The 22,907-nt window shown below is 69.1% G+C and carries 18 protein-coding genes and 1 pseudogene; 7 read left to right on the top strand and 12 right to left on the bottom strand.

Annotated elements, in window-relative coordinates; translation table 11 throughout:
* Position 1: 1 nt before the first annotated feature.
* Together ACWD3C_RS35245 and ACWD3C_RS35240 are read right to left on the bottom strand one after the other, a co-directional pair.
* Complete coding sequence (locus ACWD3C_RS35245; protein WP_451150411.1) at positions 2-1,660, bottom strand: polyamine aminopropyltransferase; 1,659 nt, start codon at positions 1,658-1,660, stop codon at positions 2-4.
* A 268-nt stretch (positions 1,661-1,928) separates the two neighbouring features.
* On the bottom strand, positions 1,929-2,450 hold the full coding sequence (locus tag ACWD3C_RS35240; RefSeq protein WP_451150409.1) for a DUF2617 family protein: 522 nt from the start codon (positions 2,448-2,450) through the stop codon (positions 1,929-1,931).
* Positions 2,451-3,361: 911 nt separating this feature from the next.
* Here ACWD3C_RS35240 and ACWD3C_RS35235 point away from each other — a divergent pair.
* Positions 3,362-4,564: a pyridoxal phosphate-dependent aminotransferase gene (locus tag ACWD3C_RS35235; protein WP_451150407.1), complete on the top strand. Its 1,203-nt coding sequence runs from the start codon at positions 3,362-3,364 to the stop codon at positions 4,562-4,564.
* Between the two features lie 94 nt (positions 4,565-4,658).
* Here the strand turns inward: ACWD3C_RS35235 and ACWD3C_RS35230 are convergent, their stop codons facing one another.
* The 6 genes from ACWD3C_RS35230 to ACWD3C_RS35205 all read right to left on the bottom strand — a co-directional run bounded on the left by ACWD3C_RS35230 (position 4,659) and on the right by ACWD3C_RS35205 (position 12,003).
* Positions 4,659-4,805: a hypothetical protein gene (locus ACWD3C_RS35230; protein ID WP_451150405.1), complete on the bottom strand. Its 147-nt coding sequence runs from the start codon at positions 4,803-4,805 to the stop codon at positions 4,659-4,661.
* A gap of 8 nt (positions 4,806-4,813) precedes the next feature.
* Positions 4,814-6,634 (bottom strand): hypothetical protein, encoded by a 1,821-nt coding sequence (locus tag ACWD3C_RS35225; protein ID WP_451150403.1) that lies wholly within the window; start codon positions 6,632-6,634, stop codon positions 4,814-4,816.
* Positions 6,635-6,956: 322 nt separating this feature from the next.
* Positions 6,957-8,471 carry a NaeI family type II restriction endonuclease gene (locus ACWD3C_RS35220; protein WP_451150401.1) on the bottom strand — a complete coding sequence of 505 codons (1,515 nt, stop codon included), beginning with the start codon at positions 8,469-8,471 and terminating at the stop codon, positions 6,957-6,959.
* A 494-nt stretch (positions 8,472-8,965) separates the two neighbouring features.
* Positions 8,966-10,237: a TIGR02679 family protein gene (locus ACWD3C_RS35215; protein WP_451150399.1), complete on the bottom strand. Its 1,272-nt coding sequence runs from the start codon at positions 10,235-10,237 to the stop codon at positions 8,966-8,968.
* Positions 10,234-11,268: an SbcC/MukB-like Walker B domain-containing protein gene (locus ACWD3C_RS35210; protein WP_451150397.1), complete on the bottom strand. Its 1,035-nt coding sequence runs from the start codon at positions 11,266-11,268 to the stop codon at positions 10,234-10,236. The genes ACWD3C_RS35215 and ACWD3C_RS35210 overlap by 4 nt, the downstream gene beginning before the upstream one ends.
* A gap of 69 nt (positions 11,269-11,337) precedes the next feature.
* Complete coding sequence (locus ACWD3C_RS35205; protein WP_451150395.1) at positions 11,338-12,003, bottom strand: hypothetical protein; 666 nt, start codon at positions 12,001-12,003, stop codon at positions 11,338-11,340.
* Between ACWD3C_RS35205 and drmC the strand changes: the two genes are divergently transcribed.
* The 3 genes from drmC to ACWD3C_RS35190 all read left to right on the top strand — a co-directional run bounded on the left by drmC (position 12,002) and on the right by ACWD3C_RS35190 (position 16,358).
* Entirely contained in the window at positions 12,002-12,619 is a 618-nt protein-coding gene (gene drmC / locus ACWD3C_RS35200; RefSeq protein ID WP_451150393.1) for a DISARM system phospholipase D-like protein DrmC, read from the top strand. The genes ACWD3C_RS35205 and drmC overlap by 2 nt on opposite strands.
* A 120-nt stretch (positions 12,620-12,739) precedes the next feature.
* Entirely contained in the window at positions 12,740-14,092 is a 1,353-nt protein-coding gene (locus ACWD3C_RS35195; RefSeq protein ID WP_451150391.1) for a hypothetical protein, read from the top strand.
* Between the two features lie 115 nt (positions 14,093-14,207).
* Positions 14,208-16,358, top strand: coding sequence for a UvrD-helicase domain-containing protein (locus tag ACWD3C_RS35190; RefSeq protein ID WP_451150389.1), 2,151 nt, complete (start codon positions 14,208-14,210; stop codon positions 16,356-16,358).
* Positions 16,359-16,462: 104 nt separating this feature from the next.
* Here the strand turns inward: ACWD3C_RS35190 and ACWD3C_RS35185 are convergent, their stop codons facing one another.
* The gene (locus ACWD3C_RS35185) at positions 16,463-19,048 is read right to left on the bottom strand and encodes a GmrSD restriction endonuclease domain-containing protein (RefSeq protein ID WP_451150387.1); all 2,586 of its coding nucleotides are present in this window, start codon (positions 19,046-19,048) and stop codon (positions 16,463-16,465) included.
* Between the two features lie 284 nt (positions 19,049-19,332).
* Between ACWD3C_RS35185 and ACWD3C_RS35180 the strand changes: the two genes are divergently transcribed.
* Together ACWD3C_RS35180 and ACWD3C_RS35175 are read left to right on the top strand one after the other, a co-directional pair.
* Complete coding sequence (locus ACWD3C_RS35180) at positions 19,333-20,004, top strand: HAD family hydrolase (RefSeq protein WP_451150385.1); 672 nt, start codon at positions 19,333-19,335, stop codon at positions 20,002-20,004.
* The gene (locus tag ACWD3C_RS35175; protein WP_451150383.1) at positions 20,001-20,705 is read left to right on the top strand and encodes an NAD(P)-binding domain-containing protein; all 705 of its coding nucleotides are present in this window, start codon (positions 20,001-20,003) and stop codon (positions 20,703-20,705) included. The genes ACWD3C_RS35180 and ACWD3C_RS35175 overlap by 4 nt, the downstream gene beginning before the upstream one ends.
* On the opposite strand, the gene ACWD3C_RS35170 is transcribed toward ACWD3C_RS35175, so the two are convergent.
* Entirely contained in the window at positions 20,651-21,211 is a 561-nt protein-coding gene (locus ACWD3C_RS35170) for a guanylate kinase (RefSeq protein ID WP_451150381.1), read from the bottom strand. The two genes, ACWD3C_RS35175 and ACWD3C_RS35170, sit on opposite strands and share 55 nt — an antisense overlap.
* A 191-nt stretch (positions 21,212-21,402) precedes the next feature.
* Between ACWD3C_RS35170 and ACWD3C_RS35165 the strand changes: the two genes are divergently transcribed.
* Positions 21,403-21,756 (top strand): VOC family protein, encoded by a 354-nt coding sequence (locus ACWD3C_RS35165; RefSeq protein WP_389885845.1) that lies wholly within the window; start codon positions 21,403-21,405, stop codon positions 21,754-21,756.
* Positions 21,757-21,789: 33 nt separating this feature from the next.
* On the opposite strand, the pseudogene ACWD3C_RS35160 reads toward ACWD3C_RS35165, so the two are convergent.
* Together ACWD3C_RS35160 and ACWD3C_RS35155 are read right to left on the bottom strand one after the other, a co-directional pair.
* Positions 21,790-22,040: pseudogene (locus tag ACWD3C_RS35160) on the bottom strand (ATP-binding protein); the annotation flags it as partial.
* A gap of 115 nt (positions 22,041-22,155) precedes the next feature.
* The gene (locus ACWD3C_RS35155; RefSeq protein WP_451150376.1) at positions 22,156-22,803 is read right to left on the bottom strand and encodes a group II intron maturase-specific domain-containing protein; all 648 of its coding nucleotides are present in this window, start codon (positions 22,801-22,803) and stop codon (positions 22,156-22,158) included.
* Positions 22,804-22,907: the final 104 nt, after the last annotated feature.

Here is a 22,907-nt window from a genome sequence, read left to right as displayed (position 1 = left end):
CTCAATCGGCGTACCGCGGATGCACGAGCGTCGACGGCGGCAGCCCCTCGATCCGCGTCCCCTCGGCGGCCCGTGCCCCCGCCGCCAGCGCCGCGTCCGTGAGAGTGCTCAAGCCCTCCGCACCCACCTTCACGGCCGGCCTCGGCCGCCCGCCGTCCGCCCACGCGAGCACGAACCCCCAGTCGTGCGGGGCGCCGGCGCCGGAGGCTCCCGCCGTCCGGTCCGGCCCCGCGGCGAAGCCGGCGTGGCGGCCGTCGACGGCGTACGGAGCGGTGCGCAGCCCGGCCGCCCGCACGGTCGCGTCGACCGTCCAGAAGACCCGCGGCCGGGTCGCCACCGGCCCGGCGTGGACGACGAGGCGCCCACCGTCCGCGAGAACCTGGCGGGCCAGGCCGTAGAACTCCTGGGAGTACAGCTTCGTACTCGCGCTGATCCCCGGATCCGGCAGATCGACGACCACGACGTCGTACGCCGCCGGGGGCGCCCCCCGCAGCCAGGCGAAGGAGTCGGCCGTGACCGTCCGCACGCGCTCGTCGTCGTACGCGTGCTCGCTGAGGGCGGACAGGGCGGGGTCGGTGCGGGCCAGCCTGACCAGTTCGGGGTCGAGTTCCACGACGTCGACCCGGCGTACGTCCCGATAGCGCAGCACCTCGCGGGCCGCCAGGCCGTCGCCGCCGCCGAGGACGAGGACGCGGGAGCGGGGGCCGTCCATGGCGGGGTGGACGAGGGCTTCGTGGTAGCGCCGCTCGTCACGGCCGCCGGCGCGGAGGCGGCCGTCGAGGAAGAGGCCGAGGGGGCGTCCGTCGGTGCCGCCGGTGAGGACGACCTCCTGTACGCCGGTCTGCAGCACCACCCGTACGTCCGTGCCGTACACCGCGTGCCGCGCGGCCCGTTCGAAGTCGTCGGCGAGAACGGCGGCGGCGGCGAGCAGCCCCAGGACGACGGTGTTGGCCACGACCATCAGCCACTTGCTCCGGCGGCTCAAGTCGCCCCGGAACAGCCCGAGTACGACCGCCCCGCCGACGAGGGCGTTCACCGCGCCGGTGAGGAGCGCGCCGTTCAACTGGCCCAGCCAGGGCAGGAGGAGGAAGGGAAAGGCCAGGCCGCCGACCAGCGCGCCCACGTAGTCCGCCGCGAAGAGGTCGGCGACCGCGCCGCCCGCGTCCTGGCGGCGGATGCGCTGGATCAGCTCCATCAGCAGCGGTACCTCGGCGCCGATCAGCAGGCCGATCGCGAGGGAGAAGGCGACGAGGAGGTAGCGCGAGCCGCTCGCCCACGCCCCGCCCCAGTCGCCGGTCCAGGCGAACACGGCGTACAGCGCCATCGCACTGCACCCGCCGACCAGCGCGAGCGCCGCCTCGATCGCGCCGAAGCCGGCGGCGGCGCGGGGGCGGAGCCGCTTGGCGAGCAGGGAGCCGACGCCCATCGCGAAGACCATGACCGAGACCACGACCGAGGTCTGGGTAACCGGGTCGCCAGTCAAGTACGAGGCGAAGGCGACGAGTTCGAGTTCGTACACGAGTCCGCAGGCCGCGCAGACGAACACCCCCGCGAGGACGAGAAACCGCCCGGTGCCCGGTCGGACGGGCAGCCGCGCCTGGCTCTGGCGGCCCCACGGGGGTGGGGCGCCGGGAGGTGCGGGCGCGTGGGGGTCGATCACGCTGGAACGCTACGTCACGCCTGCGGCGCGCTTCGTCACCCACACGTGTGGAAGTACGGCGCTGAAACTCACCCGGTGTTGGTGTGGGCCGCCCTGGAGGGCCGCCCCAGACCTTCGATACCTTCGAAACCTTCGATCGGCCTGAACGGTCTCGTCCTCAAACGCCGAAACGCCGGACGGGCTGGTATTACCCGGCCCGCGCTCATAAGTGCCCCCAGATCGACACGAGTTATCGACACGAGTTAAAGCCGACCGGAGACATCAGTCCTCACAGCGCCGCCGACACCCGCACCCCCACCCTCGTCCTCGTCGCCACCAACTGCCCGTCCTGCGGATAGGCGTGCCACGTACGCCAGTGCACCTGTCCCTCGTGCCGCTGCGCCAGCAGGGCCGTGAAGGCGTGCGGACTGCCGGGAAACACCCCGGCCAGGCCCTGCGGATGGTCGGAGACCAGCGCCAGCAACTCTTGGGCGCGACCGGCGAAGGACCCCGGGGACAGGACCTCCACCCGTGCGGCGAACTCGTACTCCCAGTCGCCGATCCGCTTCGCGACGCCCAGCGGGAGGGGGGTGCTCGAACCCGGGATGCAGGCGACGGTCTCCGAACAGTCGCCCCCCTGTTCCTCCTCCAGGAGCACCTGGTGGGACGCGCCGAGCAGTCTCAACTGGAGTTTGGCCCCGGCGAGTTCGAGATCGAGGGTGGCGAGCGCGGGCAGCGGTTCACGGCCCAGGGCCCAGGCGAGATCGGCCGCGCGCGTGTCGGTGTAAGAGGTGTTCAGGGTCGTGAGCATGGGTCGGCTCCGCTAGCACGCAAGGAGAGAAGGGATCCGGCACACCCCGGTCGGTACCGGGAGATCGGCCCGGTCAGCCAGGTGGGCGAGGACGTCCGGTCAGCCCCGTCAGGCCGGGCGGGTCGGGACGTCCAGGGGCTGCGTCGGCGATTTATAGGGAATCATGAACTGTGGCGCCACCACAGCGTTTTTACCCAACTTCGCCGGGTTTCCATCCCCCCGAGGGCTCTCCAGCTCAACTGTTCAACCGGGCGTACGCCCCCAGCCCCGACCAGCGCCACGCGCGCCCACCACACCAGCCAAGAGGGCGGTCGCCTCCGCACCGGCGCACGCCCCCACGGTGTGAAAGCCGCCCACGCGCGAGAGGGGCCGTGCCGGTGTGTCAACGCCCGTCGCATACAGAGGGCTCGACCAACCCGTCTCCTGCGACCCCCGAGCCGTATGTCCACACGCGACGGGCGGACACACCTGCACGGCCCCGACCCACCCCCACCACAGCAGGCGCCCAGTACGCCGCCTGCCGGGAGGCCTCAGCTACCCCCACCGCATCCGCCCCCGCCACCACCACCGCCACCCCCGCCGCACGAGGACCCGCCACCACACGACGAGCCACCCGAGTCCCCCGAGTCCCCCGAGTCCCCCGAGTGGCTCGAGTGGCTCGACCCGCCCGACCCCCCGTCGGCCCACCAGCTGCGCGAACGGCGGCGCCCCCCGCGCCCCGACCCGACACCCACGACAGCCCTCACCAGGACCACCACGAACACCGCGCCGATGAAAAGGAAGAGACCCTCCATCTCCGCCACCACCTTTCGTTCCCGTACGGACCCCCCGTGGGCCGTGCGTGACGGTGGGATGCCCCCGCGCTCCGCACGCCAAAGCAGAGTTGAGGAACTCCAGAGCTTCGGCGCAGGATGACGCCCATGACTCACCCTCCTGGCCCGCCCCTCCCACCGCCCCGCCCCCTGCTGAACCGCCGCCTCGCCGAGTTCGGGACGACGATCTTCGCCGAGATGTCGGCCCTCGCCATCGAGACCGGGTCCATCAACCTGGGCCAGGGCTTCCCCGACACCGACGGGCCGGAGTCAGTACGGGAAGCGGCCGTCCGAGCGCTACGGGACGGGCGCGGCAACCAGTACCCGCCGGGGCCGGGCATCCCGGAGCTGCGCACGGCGATCGCCGACCACCAGCGGCGCTTCTACGACCTGAGCTTCGACCCCGACACGGAAGTCCTGGTCAGCGCAGGGGCGACAGAGGCGATCGCCGCGGCCATGCTCGCGTTGTTGGAGCCCGGTGACGAGGTGATCGCCTTCGAGCCCTTCTACGACTCCTACGCCGCCTGCATCGCGATGGCCGGCGCGAAGCGAGTACCCCTGACCCTGCGCGCGACGTCCTTCCGCCCAGACCTGGACGAGCTGCGCGCCAAGATCACCCCGCAGACCCGGCTCCTTCTCCTCAACACCCCGCACAATCCGACCGGGATGGTCCTCACCGCCGAAGAGCAGAGCGCCATCGCCGCACTCGCCGTCGAACACGACCTGCTCGTCGTCACCGACGAGGTGTACGAGCACTTGGTCTACGAGGGCACGCACCGCCCCATCGCGGCCCTGCCCGGCATGCGCGAGCGCACCGTCTCCATCTCGTCCGCCGGCAAGACCTTCTCCTTCACCGGATGGAAGGTTGGCTGGGTCATGGCGGACGCCCCGCTCGTCGCAGCCGTCCGGACGGCCAAGCAGTACCTGACGTACGTCAGCGCGGGCCCGTTCCAGTACGCGATCGCCGAAGCGTTGCGGCTGCCGGACGCGTACTTCGACAGCTTCCGCACCGACCTACGCCGCAAGCGCGATCTGCTCGGCGACGGCCTGTGCCAGGCCGGGTTCGAGGTCTACCAGCCCCAGGGCACGTACTTCATCACCACCGACATCGCCCCCTTCGGCGAGAAGGACGCCTACGCCTTCTGCCGCGCCCTCCCCGAACGCTGCGGCGTCGTCGCCGTCCCCAACTCCGTCTTCTATGACGACCCCGACGCCGGCCGCAGCCAAGTCCGGTTCGCCTTCTGCAAGAGGGACGACGTTCTCCACGAAGCCACCAGCCGCCTGCAACGCCTGGCGTCCTGAACTCACGCCCTCTTCGTCCCGAATGAGGGTCGAGTAGTGATCTCGCCAGTGCGGATGCCGTTTTACCTGTTCAGGGCGTCGGGCTGTCGTGGTCTCAGGTGGCCTCGAAGGGGCTCGGGGAGCGGGTCGGCTCCCAGATGGCTCCCGAGGAGCCACTCGTCCGGACCCCGCCGTTGACGTTCTCCATGTACTTGGCGAGGCAGTTCGGGATCATGCCCACGAGACTGAGACCGATCGACATGGCTGCTGTCATCGTCCCGGCGGAGGCGCCGGCCACGCGGTCCCGTTGACTGCCGCGTCGAGGAGGTCGCCGAGCCGATGCCAGGCGCCTGGGCCAGCGTGCGACATGGGACTCGCCGCGAACCGTTGCCACGCCTCGTCACTGTCTCCGAGCGCCTCGGTGACGTAGGCGGCGACTGCGGGATGAGTGGTGTCGTAGCGCGGGCCGCGGGCCTTCAGCGCTGACCAGGCAGGCAGCAGCCGGAGCAACTCCGCAGGGCACTCGGGCCGGGCCAGCATGATCTCGGCCCAGCTCCCACGAAGGTCTGGTCCGCCGCCCAGGCGCCTGCGCAGGTGCAGCGTGAGATCGAGCACTGTCTGCTGTGGGGCGGAGTGGCGGGCCAGTACGTCGTCGAAGGTGAGGGACTTCCGGTAGGAGCGGGCGGCGAAGGAGAGCAGTGCCTCCTCGACGAGCGTGTCGTTGCCCGTGTGCCGGTCGAGGTAGGCGACGAGAACGTTCTCGTCGGCGTTCGCCAGCTTCTTGAAACCTATGTCCTGCGGGTCGCCGAGGGAGGCCGTGCGTCGCCCCGGCAAGGCGGGGACGGGATCGGTGATGAGCGGCATGATGGTGGTGATCAGTTCATTGGCCCGTCGGTTCTCCTCCCACGCGGAATGGCCGGAGGAGGTGTAGCCGTGCGCACCGGACCGGGCGGCCAGGGCCCGCCGGGTTTCCTGCACCACGAGACGTGCTTTCTGCCGTGCCTCGTCCGGGACTTCGGGGAGATGTACGAGGAGTGCGTGCAACCAGCCGAGATCACGCACGACCGGATAGCGCGAATCGGGGTCGGGCTCCCAGAGGCTCAAGGCAGTAAGGGAGATGGTCGCGAACCGAGTGCCGAGGGTAGCAACGAGTTCTTCGGACGCCAGCCATTCCCGGGGCCGTCCGAGACGCCGGGCCTCGCTTGGGTTGAGGAGGTACCGCCAGGTTTGCCTGCTTGCGCGCTCCACCCAGGCGACAGCAGAGCGGCAGGCCATGGTCTGGAGGTACCCGGACTGCATCTCCTCGTCGAGGAATCGCTCCACGTAGTCCCGCTCCTCCTGGGACGCGGCCGCCAGCTCGTCGGCGTGGCGCTCCCGTGCCTGCGCAGGCGGCAGCCCGTCCCGGCAGGACCGGGAGATCCGGGTAAGGAGGATCGCCCGACCGAAGTACTCCAGGTTGTGTGCGGCGACTTCCTCCAACAAGGTCGGTTCGACGTGCCACGGCAACGAGCCGAGCAGGTGCTCGCGCACAACACGATCGGCGTCACGGTGCCGCGCGCACCAGGTCAGCAGGCGGCGGTGGTGTACGGTGTGCACCCGGACGATGCCGGACCACATGTTGTCCCATGCGTCGGATGCGGCACGGTGGCGCTCCATCCACACCTCGACGTCTTCTTCGCCGTCATGCTTGTACGGCCCGAACGGGAGGCAGTCGAGGGCTGCGACGAACACGTCCTCGTGCAGGCCGTGTTCACCGAGTACGAGCTGGGCGGGCGTCGGAGCTGTCAGCAGCTCGGGGGTGATGGTCAGGTCCGGTTCCGAGCGGCGGTGGAGCTCAGCGACGACGGCGCGGATGAGCGCTGCCCCACCCCCTCTCCGGCCGAGCACACTGAGTCGTGCCTCAGTGCACTCCTGCAAATACCGCGTTCGGTATGTGTTCGGGCAGGCGGGGTGCGACAGGGCAACGCGGGTCAACTCCATGGGGTCCGTCGGCATGTACGGCTGCGGTTCGCGATTCAGATCGGTCTCCACCGCCGTGGCCAACAGCCACTCGGGCGCTGCCTGTGCGAGCGGTCCCTTGAGCAGGGTCATGAGCAGACCGTCCCGGTCTGTGCTTTGGGATGCTGTGCGTATCGCCTCGACAGCCATGCGGGTGGGTGGGGAGTCGGCGGACGCCTGCGCGATGACCGTACGCAGGAATTCAAAGGGGAGAGACGTGTGTGATTCCGCCGCGGCCATCGGACTCCAATCTCGAAATCGTGCCCCTGGCCTATGGTCAGACCCACCCGGGCGCGGTGATCCACCAGGTGCGGACGCCAATCATGCCGAACAGGACTGACAGCGCAGGCGGTTATGGGCATATCGGAGCAGGGCGCAGTGCACTGACGGGGGTTCGCCGACGTTTCCCTCAGCCCTACCAGAGTTTCGCGAGCGACGGGGCCTCCTCGATGGGGTCGTCTGGTCGAGCCAGTGTCCACACCTCATCGGAGAGGGCGATGCTCGGTGCAGCGCCATGTTCGGGGCGTCGGCGGGTGACCCGTTGACTGACCCATTCACCGTCGCGCGGCACGGGCAGGCCGAGGCTACGGGCGATCGTCGCCTGTCGACTGGTTCCGCCGAGCACGAGGATGCCATCGCCGCGCAGCGCCTCCCGGGCAGCTCGAACTCGCTTCGGGCCATCTGCGGTCACAGAGACGGTGGAGATCGTGGTTCGGTTGAGTAGCCGTCCTTGCGCGAGCCTGAAGAGGTTGTTCACCCGAGTCTGGCTGCCGCCCCGGCTCACTTCGGTGGCGAAAATCTTCTCTCGAAGCGGTGCCGGAAGGTGGAGAAGGGTGTTCTCCGGCAGACGCGCGTTGTGAAAGAGCCAGGTAACGGCCTGTCGACCTGAGGCCGAGAGTGTGCGCTTGAAGTCGCGGTTGGCCGCTCCGCTGAGGTGGCCGGGTTCGATCCGGATCAGTCCGAGGCTCCAGCAGGACCGCTCGTCGTTGGCTGACACGAGCAGGCACACCCTCCCTACCTCCCCGGGAGTAATCGTCCATGTCGCGCCCGTGGTGAACTTCAGTACCACCTGCTGGCGTCCTATCGGCAGGTCGGTGGTCTCCTGGCCAGGCGGGAATCCCCAGGCCGCCGTGAGCTCGTGACTGACCTTGGCGCCGAGGTAGACCTTCTCGGATTTCCCGAGCGTGGCCGGGTCGAATCGCCCCGTTCGCCGTCCGTCGAGCACGCTGTCGAATGCGTGGCGCAGGGCGTTCGCCGTTGCTGCCTCGAAGTCCGGCATGCCCCGCAGGGCATCCGCGACGGTTGCCACGTCAGAGGAGCCCAGCCCGCCTTCAGTTCCTTCGGCGGCGAAAGAAGGGTTGCTGGTCGCGGCTGCAATGTCAGAGTTTGCCGAGCGCGTCCCTGCAATACCCTCGTCCGGAAAGGACGGGACTACAGTGGTCGGCTCATCTCGCGCTAGGCCGACGCTCGGAGCCGGGGCTCGGCGCTCGGCGGCAGCCAACTGGTCGCGCAGTGCTTGGAGATGCTTCTCCTTGCGCGCCAGGCGGCGCTCCATCCGTTCCACCTTGCCGCGAAGGTCGCGGTTCTCTCGCAGCACGTCCACGAGTTCCGGATCCGGGCTGCCGGGCGTCGGCTCTTGCGATGGTTGCGTACTGTCGGCTGCCAGCGTGGCCCGCGCATTCACCAGGTGTTGCCTGACCTCCTCGGTCATGGCTTCCTTACGCTCTGGTGGAGCGAGTACCGCGATGATCGCGTAGATCAACGAGGCGTTGTTCTGAAGCCCTCTGCCTCGAAGCCGATCCGAGAGCACCTGATACGACGGAGGGCGCGGGCCTTCCCGGTGCTGCGCCAGCAGTAGCTGTTGCAGCCCCTTCATCTGGACTCCGCTGCTGTCGACCAGATCACGCAGCAGCCCCACGATCTCCCGCATGGGCATGCAGAGTTCTGTGTCCACCTCTGACCACTGACCGCCCCGCTTTCGGTGCGCCACGTCCTCGCCACCGCTCCTTGGATCTCCTCAAAAGAGGATTCAATCTATCTGATCGGAAGATCGAACTTCCGGGAGTCGTGGACGTCCGGCACCGTGGTCACCCCAGCCGAAAAACGCTACGTGAGAAAGGATGTCGATGCGTCAGCGCACAGCCGATCTCTGTGCCTTCGCCATCATCGTCGGCACCCCCACAGCTCTGATCGCCTTGAATCTTCCTTCCGATCAGGTCATCGCGAGCACCTCCGCCGCGGCAGTCCTCTACTCGGCCTGGCGCCAGGGTGGAGGCACGCCGCCGTCACAGGGCTCCGGGGGACGGCGTGGCGCTGACTCTGCTGCCGCTTCCGACTCCGGAGCGGTGTCCGAGTCGGGAACCGACTCAGGCCGGGGCTTTCGGGACAGGTTGGCTCCGGGAGCCCAGCATGGCGCCGACGTACCTACGTCTGACGTGACAGGTCGTCCACCAGAAGGTCGAGAGTGGCCTCCTCATGGAGTGCGACGCCGAGGGCAGTCATGGCCGGGGTGAGATCCGGGTCCCAGTCCGCGTTGATCAGCTGGCCGTCGAGCGCCAGTTGGGGGATGCCCTCAGCCTGGCTGCGAGCGGCCAGGTGCTCGTAATCCGCGGTGCCCATGCGCCACGGCTGGGCTTCGTAGCGCCGGATGACCCGGTTGGCGAGAGCGATCCCCGGCCAGTCGAAGTCGCCGTGGTACGCGAAGCGGCAGCCCGTGACAGCGAGGGCGTCGAGAAGTGTGAAGACCACCGTGGCGGCGCTGCCGGACGTGCACACCAGGGGCTGGACGCATGCCGCGTCCGCTGCGGCTTCGACCACACGTGGGTTTTCACAGACGTGGATGAGTGTTCCGGCGGGGAGTTGCAGACACAGGGAGTGCAGGTCGCGCGGCGTCAGGTGCGCTTCGGCGTGATGCTCGGCCCGCTCACGTAGGGCACGCTCCCGCCAGCCCTCGCCGGCGGGGCGCAGCCCGTAGGTCAGCACCGTGCTGGAGACCTCGTCCGGCGTGACGGACACCAGCCGCCACAGTGCGCGTCGACCGGCAGCGTCGTCGGGGAACTCGGTGCCGTGGGCGAGGGCGACACCGCGTTGGACGAGGCGGGCGAGCCAGGTGCCGTCGTCGAGGCCGTGCGCGGAGCCGGTCGCCATGGCGGCGAGTTCTCCTCGGCCGAGTGTCCCACCCCGCTCGGGTCCGAGGAGAGTGGTGAGGACTTGGACCGCCTGCTGGAGTGTCCATACCGCTGTTTCGGGCGTCACTCCTCGCGGAACGCCGGACCGGCGCAGCAGGTCGTACCACTGCCGGGGCCATTCCTGGTCGGCGAGCGGGGAGGCGTCCAGTGACGAAGCGAGGGACGACCACACCTGCTCCCGCCGTGCCGTCGCGTCCGCGCGGGCGGCACGGCGGTTGGTGAGGGGCGGGCCGAGCTCCTCCAGGGTCTGCCTGAGCCCGAGTCCGGCGGCCGAGGCGCGAAGTCGTGCGTCGAGCACGTCGAGGCGTACCGTCACGGCGGCACCGGTGAGCGGTTTGCCCAGCAGGAGCGACAGGGCATTGCGTTCCTGGGGGTTCATCGCGGTGAGCCGGAGGGAACCGGTGGCCTGTACGCCGTTGCTCTCCAGGCGTTTGCGTGCGCTCTCCCAGAGCCGGGTGAGGCCGGGGCCCGTCAGCCATTCGCGCGTCGCGGAGGGCAGAGCGCTCACACGGACACCAGACGGCGGTGGCGGCCGTTCCAGGTGTAGTGCAGGGTGGCCACGCCTCGGACGTGGGGATCGCGGAGGCACTCGTAGATGTGCAGGGACGGAACCTCGGGCCAGTTGCCCATGAGCCGCTCGCTGGTGAGGACGAAGTCGAGATCGAGGTCGACGAGGATACGGCCCAGTCGGCCATGGGTGGGTTCGTCGACCTTCGCGAAGGCGTCGTCCAGGAGGATCAGCCGTGGCGCGTGCGGCGCCGATTCGGCGAGGCTGGTGAAGTGGGCGGCAGCCGCGGCGAAGAGCACGAGGTAGGAGAGCACCCGCTGTTCGCCCTGGCTGAGACCGGTCCGGCCGGTCAATTTTCTACGGCGGCCCGGAGCTGCGTCCTCGACCACGAAGGTGTGGAAGCGGAACCAGTCGCGGTAGTCCAGCGCGGTCCGCAGATGGGCGGCGTAACCTGCTGAAGGATCGGCGCGTCGGGCGTCCTCGATCCGGCGTTGCAGGACTTCGCGGAGCTGCTCGGTCTCGTCGCGTGTCCGGAGGCTCGACGGGCTGCGCAGCAGGTCCACGGCTGCCCGGACGTCCGCGTCCACGTCTTCGTCCAGCTTCCACAGCAGCTCGACGCCGAGACCGTGAGAGGTGCGCACGGTCCGCAGGGTGTCGTTGAGAGCCGCGACCAGGTTCGCCGCGGTGATGACCTGTGCCGAGAGGTGGTCACCGAGCTCGCCGGTCAGGAACCGCTGGAACACCTCGCGCTCGCGCTCGGTGAGCCGTCCGCGGGCCTCCGCCGCCTGGACGGCGATCCGCTCGCCGACGGCCGCGACGTCATGGGACCCGTGGTCGTCGACCAGACGGCACACCTTGATCCCGTCGCGTTCCTCCAGCTGTGCGTCGAATCCGCCGGCCAGATGGTCGCGCAGATCGGTGTGCCGGTTGAGCAGGGTGCTGTCCGACACCTCGCCTTTCGGACGACCGAGGGCCTGCTCCACGGCCTCGGCGAGGGCCCGCAGTGCGCGCAGACGGCTGCGGACGTCCACGCTGGGATCGTCCGACACGTACTCGGGCAGAGAGGACCGGTCGAGACCCGCGCCGAGCACCACCTCCGGTCAGCCGAGAGCACCGCGAAGGGCGCCGCCGCTGTCGATGACCGCCGTCTCCTGGTCTGCCAGAGTCCCGCGCAGGCGCTTCTCGTCCTCTTCCGCTCGCACACGCCGGTCGTGGAGGTCATCGCGGGATCGTTGCGCCGCAGGCAGGGAACAGACAGCGTCCGCGATGCGCTGCTTGGCCTCCTTCTCGCGGGTGAGGATCTCTTCCTCGGACGATCCGATCGCCGCCTCGCGCGTCCGCAGGTCCTGCTCCGCGGTGCGCAGTCCGGTGAGGTGGACCCGGTAGCCCTCCTCCGCGGCCAGGCGATCCTCGCGGGCATGCCCGTACCGTTCGGCATCCGTCTCATGCGCGCCGATCCGATCCCCCGTGCCGCCGACGGCCCTGCGTAGATGCCCGGTACCGCTGAGCAGGGCAGCCAGTGCGGTGCGTACGCGGTCAAGGGAGTCCGGATCGCCGGGCAGATCGTGGGCGGTCGCGGTGGCATCCGCCTCGGCACGCGCCGTTACCGCGAGAGCGCGGGCCTCCTCGGCCAGCCGTGCCGCCCGAGTCACCTTGGCGGTCAGGTCACGCAGTGCCCTCTCCGCTGATTCGGTCCTGCTCCATGCGTCCGCGAGTCTCCGTGCCCTGGGGAAGTCCCTCTCCGCGAGCGTGAGAGCCCGACGCATGGCATCGGCTACGGCGAGTTCCCCGCGGACGCCGACCAGCTGCTGTTCCGTCCGCGTGATCCGCTCCTCCAGGGCGGCCTGGACCCGGCGGCGCGAGGACACCGAGGCCCGTGCGGTGTGGAGCGGCCCTTCCACGCCTGGGACACCTGGCCGCGCCACTGCCCAGGTGCTGACGGAGGTGGTCGGCGCCGCGGAGCACCGGCTCGTCGCCGTGACCTACTCGGCCCGCTCGTACGCACCGCTGACCGCAGCGCTGTCCGAGGCCGTGGCCCGGGGCGTCACAGTGGACATCGTCGTGGAGACGCTGGAAGGCGCGGGCGGGCTGCTCTCTGGGAACGAACCGGCCGACGCTTTCTCCCGTATACCGGGCTTGCGGCTCTGGCACTGGCCGACGGGTCAACGCCCCACTCCTGGCAGCCGGTTGCACGCGAAACTGGCGGTGGCCGACGACCGGATCCTCTTCCTCTCCAGCGCCAACCTCACGGCGGCCGGCGCCGAGCGCAACATCGAGGCGGGCGTCCTGCTGAGTGGCGGTCCCATGCCGGGGCGAATGGCGGACCACATACGGGAGCTGCAGCGTCGGGGGGTTCTCACTCGGTGGCCAGGAGCTTCATGAGGTCCCGCCACCGTCGAATGATCGCCATTCACATGACCGATTGACAGCCACTGTGTCCTGACAGCCGCAACCTGACCAACAATTGAGCCTCCACGTTTCACGAAATGCAGGAGGTCGCTGATGGTCGCCGTCGCTCTAGTGCACAGCACCGCGCTGATGACGGAGCGGCTCCCCGAGAAGCCTCCGGCATGGCTGACCCGCGGTGAGCGGACCTTCGCGTACCCGTACAAGGACTGGAGAAAGCCGCGTGTGTGGTGTCTCGCCTTCTTCACGGACCGTCACGCCCGCTATGAGCAGCGCAGGATCATCGGGGTGGGCGGCGTCTTCCCGGGCAGGCGGTCGGGTACCTACGAACGCGCCCTGCTCGCCCGCGACTTCACCGCACTCCAGGTTCCGCTGCCGCTCGTCGACCTTGAGGGCGCAATGGGAGCCAGCCGCCGATTCCTCAAGGACGACGGTCGTTTGTCTCCCGCGGCCGGCGACAACCTGCTCGCCGCCATCCGGCATCTGCGGCCGGAACTGAACGAGACGCTGGACGACCTGGAGAACAGCCTGGGGGCCAATCCTCCGACAGGTCGGGAGGGAGAACAGCGGAGCCTTGAGAAGGACGCCGTGGGCACCCTCATGGAGACGTTCGGCGCGGACCGCGATCCGCTCGAAGCGTGGCAACAATCACTCAGCGGGGATGATCCCCGATCCCGGTCCGTCCCCTTCATCGAAGGGCTGCCCGCTCTCCGGCAGATCGAGGACCAGCAGATCGTCCACGACTATCTGCGCTTCCCTGGCATGGAGGGCGAGGACGCCGTGCAGGTCGGCTGGCGGATCTACCGTCGTAACTCCGAATCCCGCCATCGGTTGTTCGTGTACAACGCCAACCGCACGAACGCCGAGACCGTCATGGGCGTCGACATGATCTACGTGAACGAGTACTCCCGCAGCGTGGCCATGGTCCAGTACAAGCGGATGCGTCAGAGCGGGCCCGGCTGGGTGTACTGGCACGACGCCACCGGCGAGCGGGAGTTGAAGCGGATGGAGACCGTCGACGACGAGTGCAAGGCCGAGGACGAGTGGCCTCGGACCAGCCAGGAGGGGCCGACGACGCTGGGGGATCCACGCCTGGTCCCCACGCCCAGCATGGTCAAACTATGCCGAACCACTCCCTTCATGATGAACTCCGCCGCCCTCATCCCCGGCATGTATCTGACGCGGGAGCACTTCCAGGAACTGCTTCAACGCCCCGAGGCCGACGGGCCGTCCGGCGGGACACGCATCGTCGAGGAGTCGGTTCCCCGGTACCTGAACAACACCACCTTCACCACGCTGCTCAGGGACGGATGGATCGGCACGCGCGGCACCGGCTGGGACTACGTCATCGACCTGATACGCGAGAGCCTGTCCGCCAGCGGGCCGGGCTCCGTCGTCGTGGGGATGCACCGGAGCGAGGTTCCGCCCGGCAACCGCCGAGTCAACTGACCCGCGCCGCAGGCGGACGGCGATCGAGGCGATCCGGCTGCCCTGGCACGTACGGACCGGTCTCGCGAATCGGAGCCGGTCAGTAAGGTGATCGTAGTCTTCTGGAGGGGCGCGGATGGCGACGCTGGGGATGCACCGGGACTTCCTGCTGGAGTTCGCGGCGTTGGAGAAACCAGTCCAGAAGCGGGTCTTCGAGGTGTTCGAGAAGTTCGCGGCAGCCACGCACACTGGGCTGCACCTGGAGAAGCTGACTCACCAGAAAGATCCACGGCTGCGGACCATCCGCATCACCGGCTTCTGGCGCGGCGTCGTCCTCAAGGGCGAGTCGGGCGACAGCTACCTGCTGCTCAAGGTGCTCCCCCATGACAAGGCCAACGACTGGGCCGCCAAGCACCGTGCGTCGGTGAACGAGGCGACGCAAGGCATCGAGATACGCAACGACGTAGCCCTGGAACGGGCCACGGCGGGGCTGCGTGCGCTGGCCGCCGAGGAACCGACCCGCCTGTTCCCCCACTCCGACTACCCGGACAAGGTGCTGCGCAGCCTCGGCGTGGACGCGGAGATCCTGCCGATCATCCGGCTGATCCCGGACGAGGACCATCTGGAAGCACTGCACAAGGTGCTGCCGGAGCATCAGTACGACGTCCTGCTAGGGCTCGCGACCGGCATGACGCCCGAGGCGATCGACCGGGAACTGGTGCAGGCGTACGCCCGGACCGCCGCGCGGACTCCCGAAGCCGATGACGGCGATGAGCTGGGCACCGCGATGGCCCGTTCCCGCGGCCGGGTCGCGCTCGTGTCGGGCCCCGTCGAACTGCAAGGAATCCTGGAGCGGCCGTTCGACGCCTGGCGGGTCTTCCTGCACCCGAGCCAGTACCGGGTGGCGTACCACGAGGGCTACGCCGGGCCGGCCCGGGTCACCGGCGGGCCCGGCACGGGGAAGACGGTGGTCGCCCTGCACCGGGCGTACCACCTGGCCCGGCAACTGCCCGAGGACGCCCCCGACGGATGCGTTCTGCTCACCACCTTCACCAGGGATCTCGCGGCCGAGCTGGAGCGCTGTCTGACGCTGCTGGTCGAGGAGGAGGACGTCCGAGCGAAGATCCGGGTGGTCAACGTCGACGCCCTGGCCAACGAGATCGTGCGGGCAGAACACGGCGGCGCCCCGCTGAAGCTGGTCTTCGACCAGAAGGAGATCACCGCCCGCTGGGCGCGCATCGCCCGGCGGCTGGGGATCGACTTCACGGACGTCTTCCTCGACCAGGAGTGGCGTCAGATCGTTCTGGCCCAGGCCCTGACGGCCCCGGAGGAGTACCTGAAGGCGCCGCGCACCGGCCGCGGCACCGCGCTCCCACCGCTGAAACGCCTTCAGGTATGGCGGGCCGTCACCGCGTTCGAGGAGCAGTTGCGCCAGGCCGGCGAGTGGACGTTCCTTCAGGTGTGCACGGAGGCGGCACGCGTCCTGGACGGCCGGGAAAAGCGGCCGTACCGCCATGTCGTGATCGACGAGGCGCAGGACCTGCACCCCGCGCAGTGGCGGTTCCTGCGGACCGTGGTCACCCCCGGCCAGGACGATCTGTTCCTCGCCGGGGACACCTACCAGCGGATCTACGGGAACCGGGTGTCGCTGCGCTCGCTCGGCGTCCAGGTCGTCGGCCGCTCGCACCGACTCCGGATCAACTACCGCACCACGCAGGAAATCCTGGCCTGGTCGGCCTCACTGCTGACCGGTGAGGAGCCGGACGACATGGACGGCGGGAACGAGACGCTGGCTGGATACCGCTCCACCATGCACGGAGAGCGGCCGGAGACGGCCGGGTATGCCACGAAGCCTGAGGAGATCGAGGCGCTGGTGGCCCGTGTGCGGGACTGGACCGGCGCAGGGGTGCAGGCGGAGGACATCGGGGTGGCGGTGCGCTACGTCCAGCTGGGGCGGGACATCGCCCTGGCCCTGGAGCAGGCCGGCGTCGCCGCGTGCGTGCTCGGTGCCGGGCGCGGTGGCGCCGGTGTCCGGATCGGCACCATGCACCGGATGAAGGGGCTGGAGTTCCGCTGCGTCGCCGTGGCCGGAGTGAACGAGGGCACCGTGCCGATGAAGTCGGCCGTCACTGCGGTCGACGTCGACGCCCAGCAGCACCAGGAGGACCTGAACGGCGAGCTGAACCTGCTCTTCGTGGCGTGCACACGGGCCCGCGAGGCGCTGCGGGTGTCCTGGCACGGGGCGCCGAGTCCATTCCTGGCGCCGGTCGTCAACCCGCGCCCGTGATGTCCATGGGCTCCGCACGCCGTTGCTACAGGCCCCATGCGTGACGTGGCGTGGGGCCGCAGGATGCCGTCGCCCCAGCTCCACCGGAGGGGTCACGGAGGGTGTCAGGGAGTGCCGGGGTCCTTGTCCACCATACGGCGGGCCTCCGCGAGAGCCACCGTATGCGCGAACCACTCCAGCACCGCGCAGATCTCCTCGCTGTGCGCGGCGAAGACCTCCACCGCGAAGGACGGGCGTAGGTCCAGTTTTGCCTCGGCCAGGTCGATGCCCTCGATCTTGTTCAGGCGGTTCATCAGCTCGCGCCGCAGCGGCTCGTCATCGAACGGGGGACGCCGCTTCAGATACTGGAAGACGACCTCGACGGTGCCGGAGACCGGGTAGAGAGCCAGGGGCCACAGCTCTCGGGAGGCGGGGGCGTTGCCGAAACGCACTGTGGGGAAGCAGCTGGTCTCGCTCGCTCGGCCGTAGGAGAGATGACCGCCCTGCTGCTCCCAGAAGCGCAGGGCGTCCAGGACGCCGTCGACGGTCTGCTCGGTCTGGTTGTCGCGCAGCTGCGTTTCGAACCGGCTGGTCGCCGACTGCTGCTCGTCGCCGTCGGCCCGCGGTGACGGCTCGGCCTCATCGACGACGTCCTTGCCCAGGAGGGCCGCCAGGTCGGAGGTGGTCAGCCGGTGGGATCGGCGGGCCCGGCCCGCGTCATCGAAGGAAACTCCCTCGGCCTCCAGACGGGTTCGCACATCACCGAGGTCCTGGCCGTCCGGCCACCTGAAGCCCGCCGAGACGCGGCCGTCCGCCGTCAGCACCCGGTAGGCGCCGTGCAGGCCCACCTTGGACGCCAGATGCTGGCCGACGGGGACGGCGTGGGTGCCGATGAGCGCGGCGACATCACCGTATGTCGTCCACGTCCCGGCCGGCATGGCGAGAAGCGCGGCCCGCAGCTCCTTCCAGCCTGACCACTCGTCGTCCACCGGGACCGTGCCCGCGACGGGGCCGGGCCACAGCCGTACCACCCGGTCGGCGAGGGTGGCGGCGCGGTCGAGGATTTCCGCCTTCCCCCAGCGTTCCCGCCCTGCGATCTCCTGGTTCATCCGCAGGGAGCTGAAGTCCAGGATCTCCTGCTTGCGGCGGAACGGATGGTTCGAGAGCTTCGCGTTGTCCGCCGAGAGAGTTAGGTTGCCCAGCGTGTGGACGAGTAGGGCGTGGAGTTCCTCGGCGCCCTGTCCGTCCTCGGTCTCCTCGGCCAGCAGGTCCAGCCACTGGTGCGCGGGGCTCTGCGGCAGCACGTGCTCGACGGTCAGGTGCGCCTTGGCGTAGTCGACCGGTTCGCTGGCTCCGTAGCTCTCCTCCAGCCTGCGCAGCACCTGAAACCGCTGGTTGCTGCGGCCCGCCTTGTAGAAGGGGCGGGTGCGGATCGCCTCGCGGACGGCGTCGTCGTCGGGCCAGACGCGGGCACCCGTCTTGCTCTTCGACAGGAAGCGGCTTACGGCCTCGGCCGGGTCGTCGTCCTTCTCCATCTCCTTGGCCATCTCCATGAACACCCGGTTGCTGCCCGTGGTGGAGTGTCCGGTGAACAGGCGCCGCACCATGTAGCTCTCGGCGTACGCCAGTGCCCGGGCGGCCTGGTGGGGTGTGGCCTGCCCGTCGTCCACGCGGTCGAGCAGGTGGAGTGCCAGCGGGTAGTGGGTCTGGCCGCCCCACCGGGAGAGCCTCTCCAGTACTACGCGCAGCTCCGGGTCGGGCTCCCTCTCGGGTTCCAGGATCCGCATCAGACGTTCCGCCCGGCGGGCCAGGGAGGCGATCTCAGCCTCCAGGGCCGCTTCGTCGGAACTCAGAGGCTCCAGGCGTTTCTTCTGGTCCCGGTAGATCTCGCTCTGCTTCGCCCGGCTGTTGCCGGCCACCACCAGGTCGAGCCAGACGAGGAGTTCGAGGTTGGCGGGGCCCAGCCGTTCCTGCATGGGCAGCCAAAGATTCTGGTAGACGGACTCGCCCCGGGCCGGCAGGCACATGAAGAGGTAGTTGCGCAGCAGGTCGCTCTGGCTGAGTCCGACCCCGGTATTGTTGATCGACTCGAAGATCCGGTAGACGTTGTCACCCTCCGACGCGGTGATCTCCACGATCGACAGCAGACCGCTCAGCACGGTCTCCACCGCGTCCGTCCACGTCTCACCAGCATTTTCCTCGCCCTCTGCGAGGGCGCCCAGGAAGAACCGGTAGGCGGCGCCCACGTTGCCGGGGCCGCCGGCCCTGGGCGAACTCTCGACACAGGCGGTGAAGGCGTCGCGGTCCGCCTGCGTGGGCAGGAGCCGGTAGTGGTCGTCGCCGCTTCGGTACTTGTTGACGAGCACAAGGTCGTGGATGCGCTCGGCCTTCTGCTCCGCGCCGCGTTCCCGGTGGCGGTCGCGCAACGCCGTGAAGGCCAGCATGAGGGTGGTGAGCCGCTGCTGGCCGTCGACAACGAGCCAACGCTGCATGCCGCCGGCGGTGATCCGGCCCGGGGCCAGCACCACGGAGCCGAGGAAGTGCGCCGTGGGGGGCCGTCCTTCCAAGTGCTCCTCGACCAACTCCTGAACATCGTCCCAGAGTTGCCGCAGCTCGTCCCGCTGCCAGCTGTAGGTGCGCTGATAGAGCGGCACTTGATACTGCTTCTCGCCCTGGACGAGCTCGTTGAATGTGGTCTCCTGAGCGTGCACGCGCGTCTTTCCCCCCGCCGAGTCCCGGACGACCTATATTCCACCATCGGGGTGGGGGTGTCCTCGTCCTCGACTGGATCAGTAGCGGTGACGTGTCTTTCGGCAGCCGGGCCTCCGGGCTGCACGGGGGCGCACAAGGGCGCGCTGCCACACATTTTCGGGCTCGAAGCAGGACTCCGCAGAAGCCACATGATCGGCCGAGTCAGCCGTAGAAGACGCGATTACGCCACTACAGGGGACATGACCTCGACGAACTAACGCGCTGCAGCATTATGGTGCGAGATGTGCGGCGCCCTCTGGTTCTCTTCGACCTCGACAACACACTCGTGGACCGGCGGGGAACGCTCGCCGACTGGGCCAGCGAGTTCACAGTCCGGCACGGTCTGGAGGACGAGGAGCAGGCGCACGTCCTGGGCCTGGTGGCCGAGCGGGCTTATCCGTCGACCTTTGATGCGATCCGCACCCGGTACCGGCTGCCCACGTCGACCGCGGAGATGTGGCGCGCGTACTGCACCGACATCGCGGCCATGGTGTCGTGCCCGGCTGCGATCCTCGACGGCTTGGACGAGCTGCGTGCGGCCAGCTGGCGAGTGGGGGTGGCCACCAACGGCGCGGTGGACATCCAGCGCGCCAAGCTGCGGGCCACCGGTATCTCCGAGCGCGTGGACGGCGTCTTCGTCTCCGAGGAGGCCGACGCGCGCAAACCGCAGACCCGGCACTTCGCCCTGGCGGCGGCCCGCTGCGGCACTGTGCTGGGCGGCGGCTGGATGGTCGGCGACAACCCGGTCAATGACATCGGCGGTGGACGCTCCGCGGGGCTGCGCACCATCTGGATCGGCAACGGCCGTTCCTGGCCGCCGGACGATCCCGGGCCGGACCACACGGTGCCGCATGTACGCGCGGCCATCGACCTGCTGCTTCTGCACTCCGCTGACCAAGCGAGGACCACGGCATGACGGACACCATCGGGCTGCTGCACCCCGGCAGCATGGGATCCGCCTTCGGCGCCCAACTGCGCGCCCGCGGCCGCACCGTGCTGTGGTGCCCCGACGGACGCAGCGACACAACCCGCCGCCGGGCCGAGCACGCGGGCCTCGAAGCCGAGACACTGCCCGAGCTCGTCTCCCGCTCTGACGTGCTGTTCTCCCTGTGCCCTCCCGCCGCAGCGGAGGAGACTGTCGCCCAGGTAGCCGAGCTCGGCATGGCCGGCGCGGGCACGATCTATGTGGAAGCGAACGCCGTCTCGCCGTCGCGCGTGCAGCGAATCGCCGACCGCTTGGCCCCGATGCCGGTCATCGATGCCGCCGTGGTCGGATCGCCTCCGGTTGGCGGTAAGTCCCCGACGCTCTATCTGTCCGGCCCCGGCGAGAAGGCTGACCGGATCGCCGAACTCTTCGCCGGCACCGACGTGCAGAGGACGCGGCGGCTCTGCTCGCCGACGCCGGGCTGCCGGACTCCCTCATGCATGCCGCCGCTGCGACGCTCGCCCGGTGGGACGGCAACAGAGACGAGCAACTGGATATCGCCGAGGCACTGGAAGCCCTGCGCATCGAGGGGGGCCTGGACAACCCGAGTTGAGCAGGGTGTATTGCGCCGAGTCCGTCAGGAGCGAGGTGACGTGGTGCGGACGATGTCGTCGATCCTCTGTGCGGCTTGACGGGGTGCCGTCGTATCCGTGTTCACGCGCAGCTCCCACTGCGCACGCGGATGAGCCGCAAGATCGGCCTGAGTGGCGTCCCATGCGGCCAGCCGAGCGGCCGTGTCGGTGTCGCCCCGCTGGGGTGATCGTCGGGCGGTGGTCTCCTTGGAGCACCACAGCAGAACGCGCACCCAGTGCGCCGGGAAGAGGGTGGTCACCTGCTCCATCCCCACCATCTGACCGAGATGGACGACGGGGGCCCTGCCGCCCTCCATGGCCCGGTCGAGGCCGGGCCGGTCGACGACGTAAATGTTGCCGTACCGGTCGTTGCGGTAGATGACGTCGCCGCGTGCTTCCAGGGCGGCCAGCCGCTCCGGTGCGCACATCCGGTAGCCCCTGGTCTTCCCGGTCCCGATCTTCAGCCGGGTGAACGGCACATACCTCGCGTCGAGTTCGGTGAGTGCCGCCGTGATCGTGTCCTTGCCTGCCGCCGGCGGCCCGTACAGCAGGATGCCCTGCCTCACGGGAACATCGTCCCGAAGACCTGGCGCGTGGCTTCGTTCACTTCAAGCGGCAGCGTTTGTTCGTCGGTTCGGAAGGCAGCTGGTGGTCGGCGGTGCCGTGGTTGTTCACGAGAAATGACGTCACTGCGCGGGACGGCCCGCCCCTCGACGGAGGGACGGGTGGGCCGCCGGTCCTGTCTATGCTCAGACCCATGGCACTGGAATGGGAACAGATCATCGTCGACTCCGCCGACCCCGTCGCTCTCGGGCGCTGGTGGGCCGAGGCTCTCGGCTGGGTAGTGGTCGACGAATCCGAGGAGATCATCGAGATCCGGCCTGAGCCGGACCAGATGCCGGGACTGCTCTTCGTGCCTGTCCCCGAGGGCAAGACGTCGAAGAACCGGCTCCACCCCGACTTCCGCCCCAACGACCAGGAGGCCGAGGTCGCCCGGCTGCTCTCCCTCGGTGCCCGGCGCGCCGACACCGTGCAGGACGAGCAGCACTGGGTGACGCTCCTCGACCCGGAGGGCAACGAGTTCTGCGTCCTGAGCGAGCGGAAGAGCTGAGGGCGGCGGGCCGTCGGGTAGGAGCCTGCAGGGTCAGCCGGCCTCGGTGGGTGCCTCGGCTCGTGCCCGGGTGCTGGCGAGGCGGAAGGAGTCGGTGCCGGTCTCGATGATCGTGCCGTTGAAGGTCAGGCGGTCGACGATGGCCGCGCAGAGGCGGGGGTCAGTGAAGGTCTTGGTCCAACCATCTGGGGCTCGTTGGAGGCGATGGCGACGCTGTTCTTCTCCTCGCGCTCGGTCAGGACCTGGAAGAGCAGTTCGGCGCCATGCCGGTCGAGCTCCATGTGTTGGGTCGGGGACGGGACGCCGTGCACTGTTTCCAGTGCCGGTCTTCCTGTCCCCGCCCGCCGAACCGGACGTGCCCGTTGGCCGAGCATCCGGCTCTCCACGTGATCCGCTGGATCAGGCGAGGTATTCGCTGACCTGGCCGACGAAGGCCACATCGTCGTGGTTCGTCCGGCGGAAGCGTGCTCCATCGGGGTCGACCTCGGCGATGTTGTAGGGCGTGCTGATCTGTGCTCCCCGGAACTGGTAGCGCTGGACCCGCATCTTCGCCGGGTTGTAGAGGACGATTCCGCCCTCGGTGATGCGGTCCGCCCCGTAGTAGCGGCGCCGCAGTTGTTTCCAGGTCAGGTGGGGGTGTTTGTAGCGGATCCAGAGAAGCAGTCTCCACCACGCGTACCAGCCGAGGTAGGAGAACGTTCTCTTGGACGCGCCGTAGCGGAAATAGGCAGCCCAGCCCCGGAGGACCGGGTTGACCGTCCGCAGCACCTCCTCCAACGAGTGCGAGGTGGTACTTCGCCCCGTCAGTTTCTTGATCTTGCGCATCACCGACGCCAAGGCGAGCTTGGACGGGATGGTGAGTACGACGCGATGACCGTCGCACCAGGGCCTTCGCTGGATGTGGAAGCCCAGGAAGACGAAGCCGTCGTCGATGTGGGTGATGTGGGTCTTCTCGACCGAGAGGGTCATCTTCAGTTTGCGGGCCAGTAGTCCGCCGATCTCCGCCTTGAGCGTTTCGGCCTCGGACTTGGTTCCGTGCACCAGCACGACAAAGTCGTCGGCTTATGCCGTGTGCTGGGTTATGCCGACTGCGGCGGCCACAGCGTGACGAGCCCTGCGCCTGCCTCGGAACGGTCGGCATAACCCGTGGT

This window comes from Streptomyces sp. NPDC002845, assembly GCF_053591955.1.
Note: the sequence above shows the minus strand (reverse complement) of the source record. Positions and strands in the feature narration are given on the sequence as shown.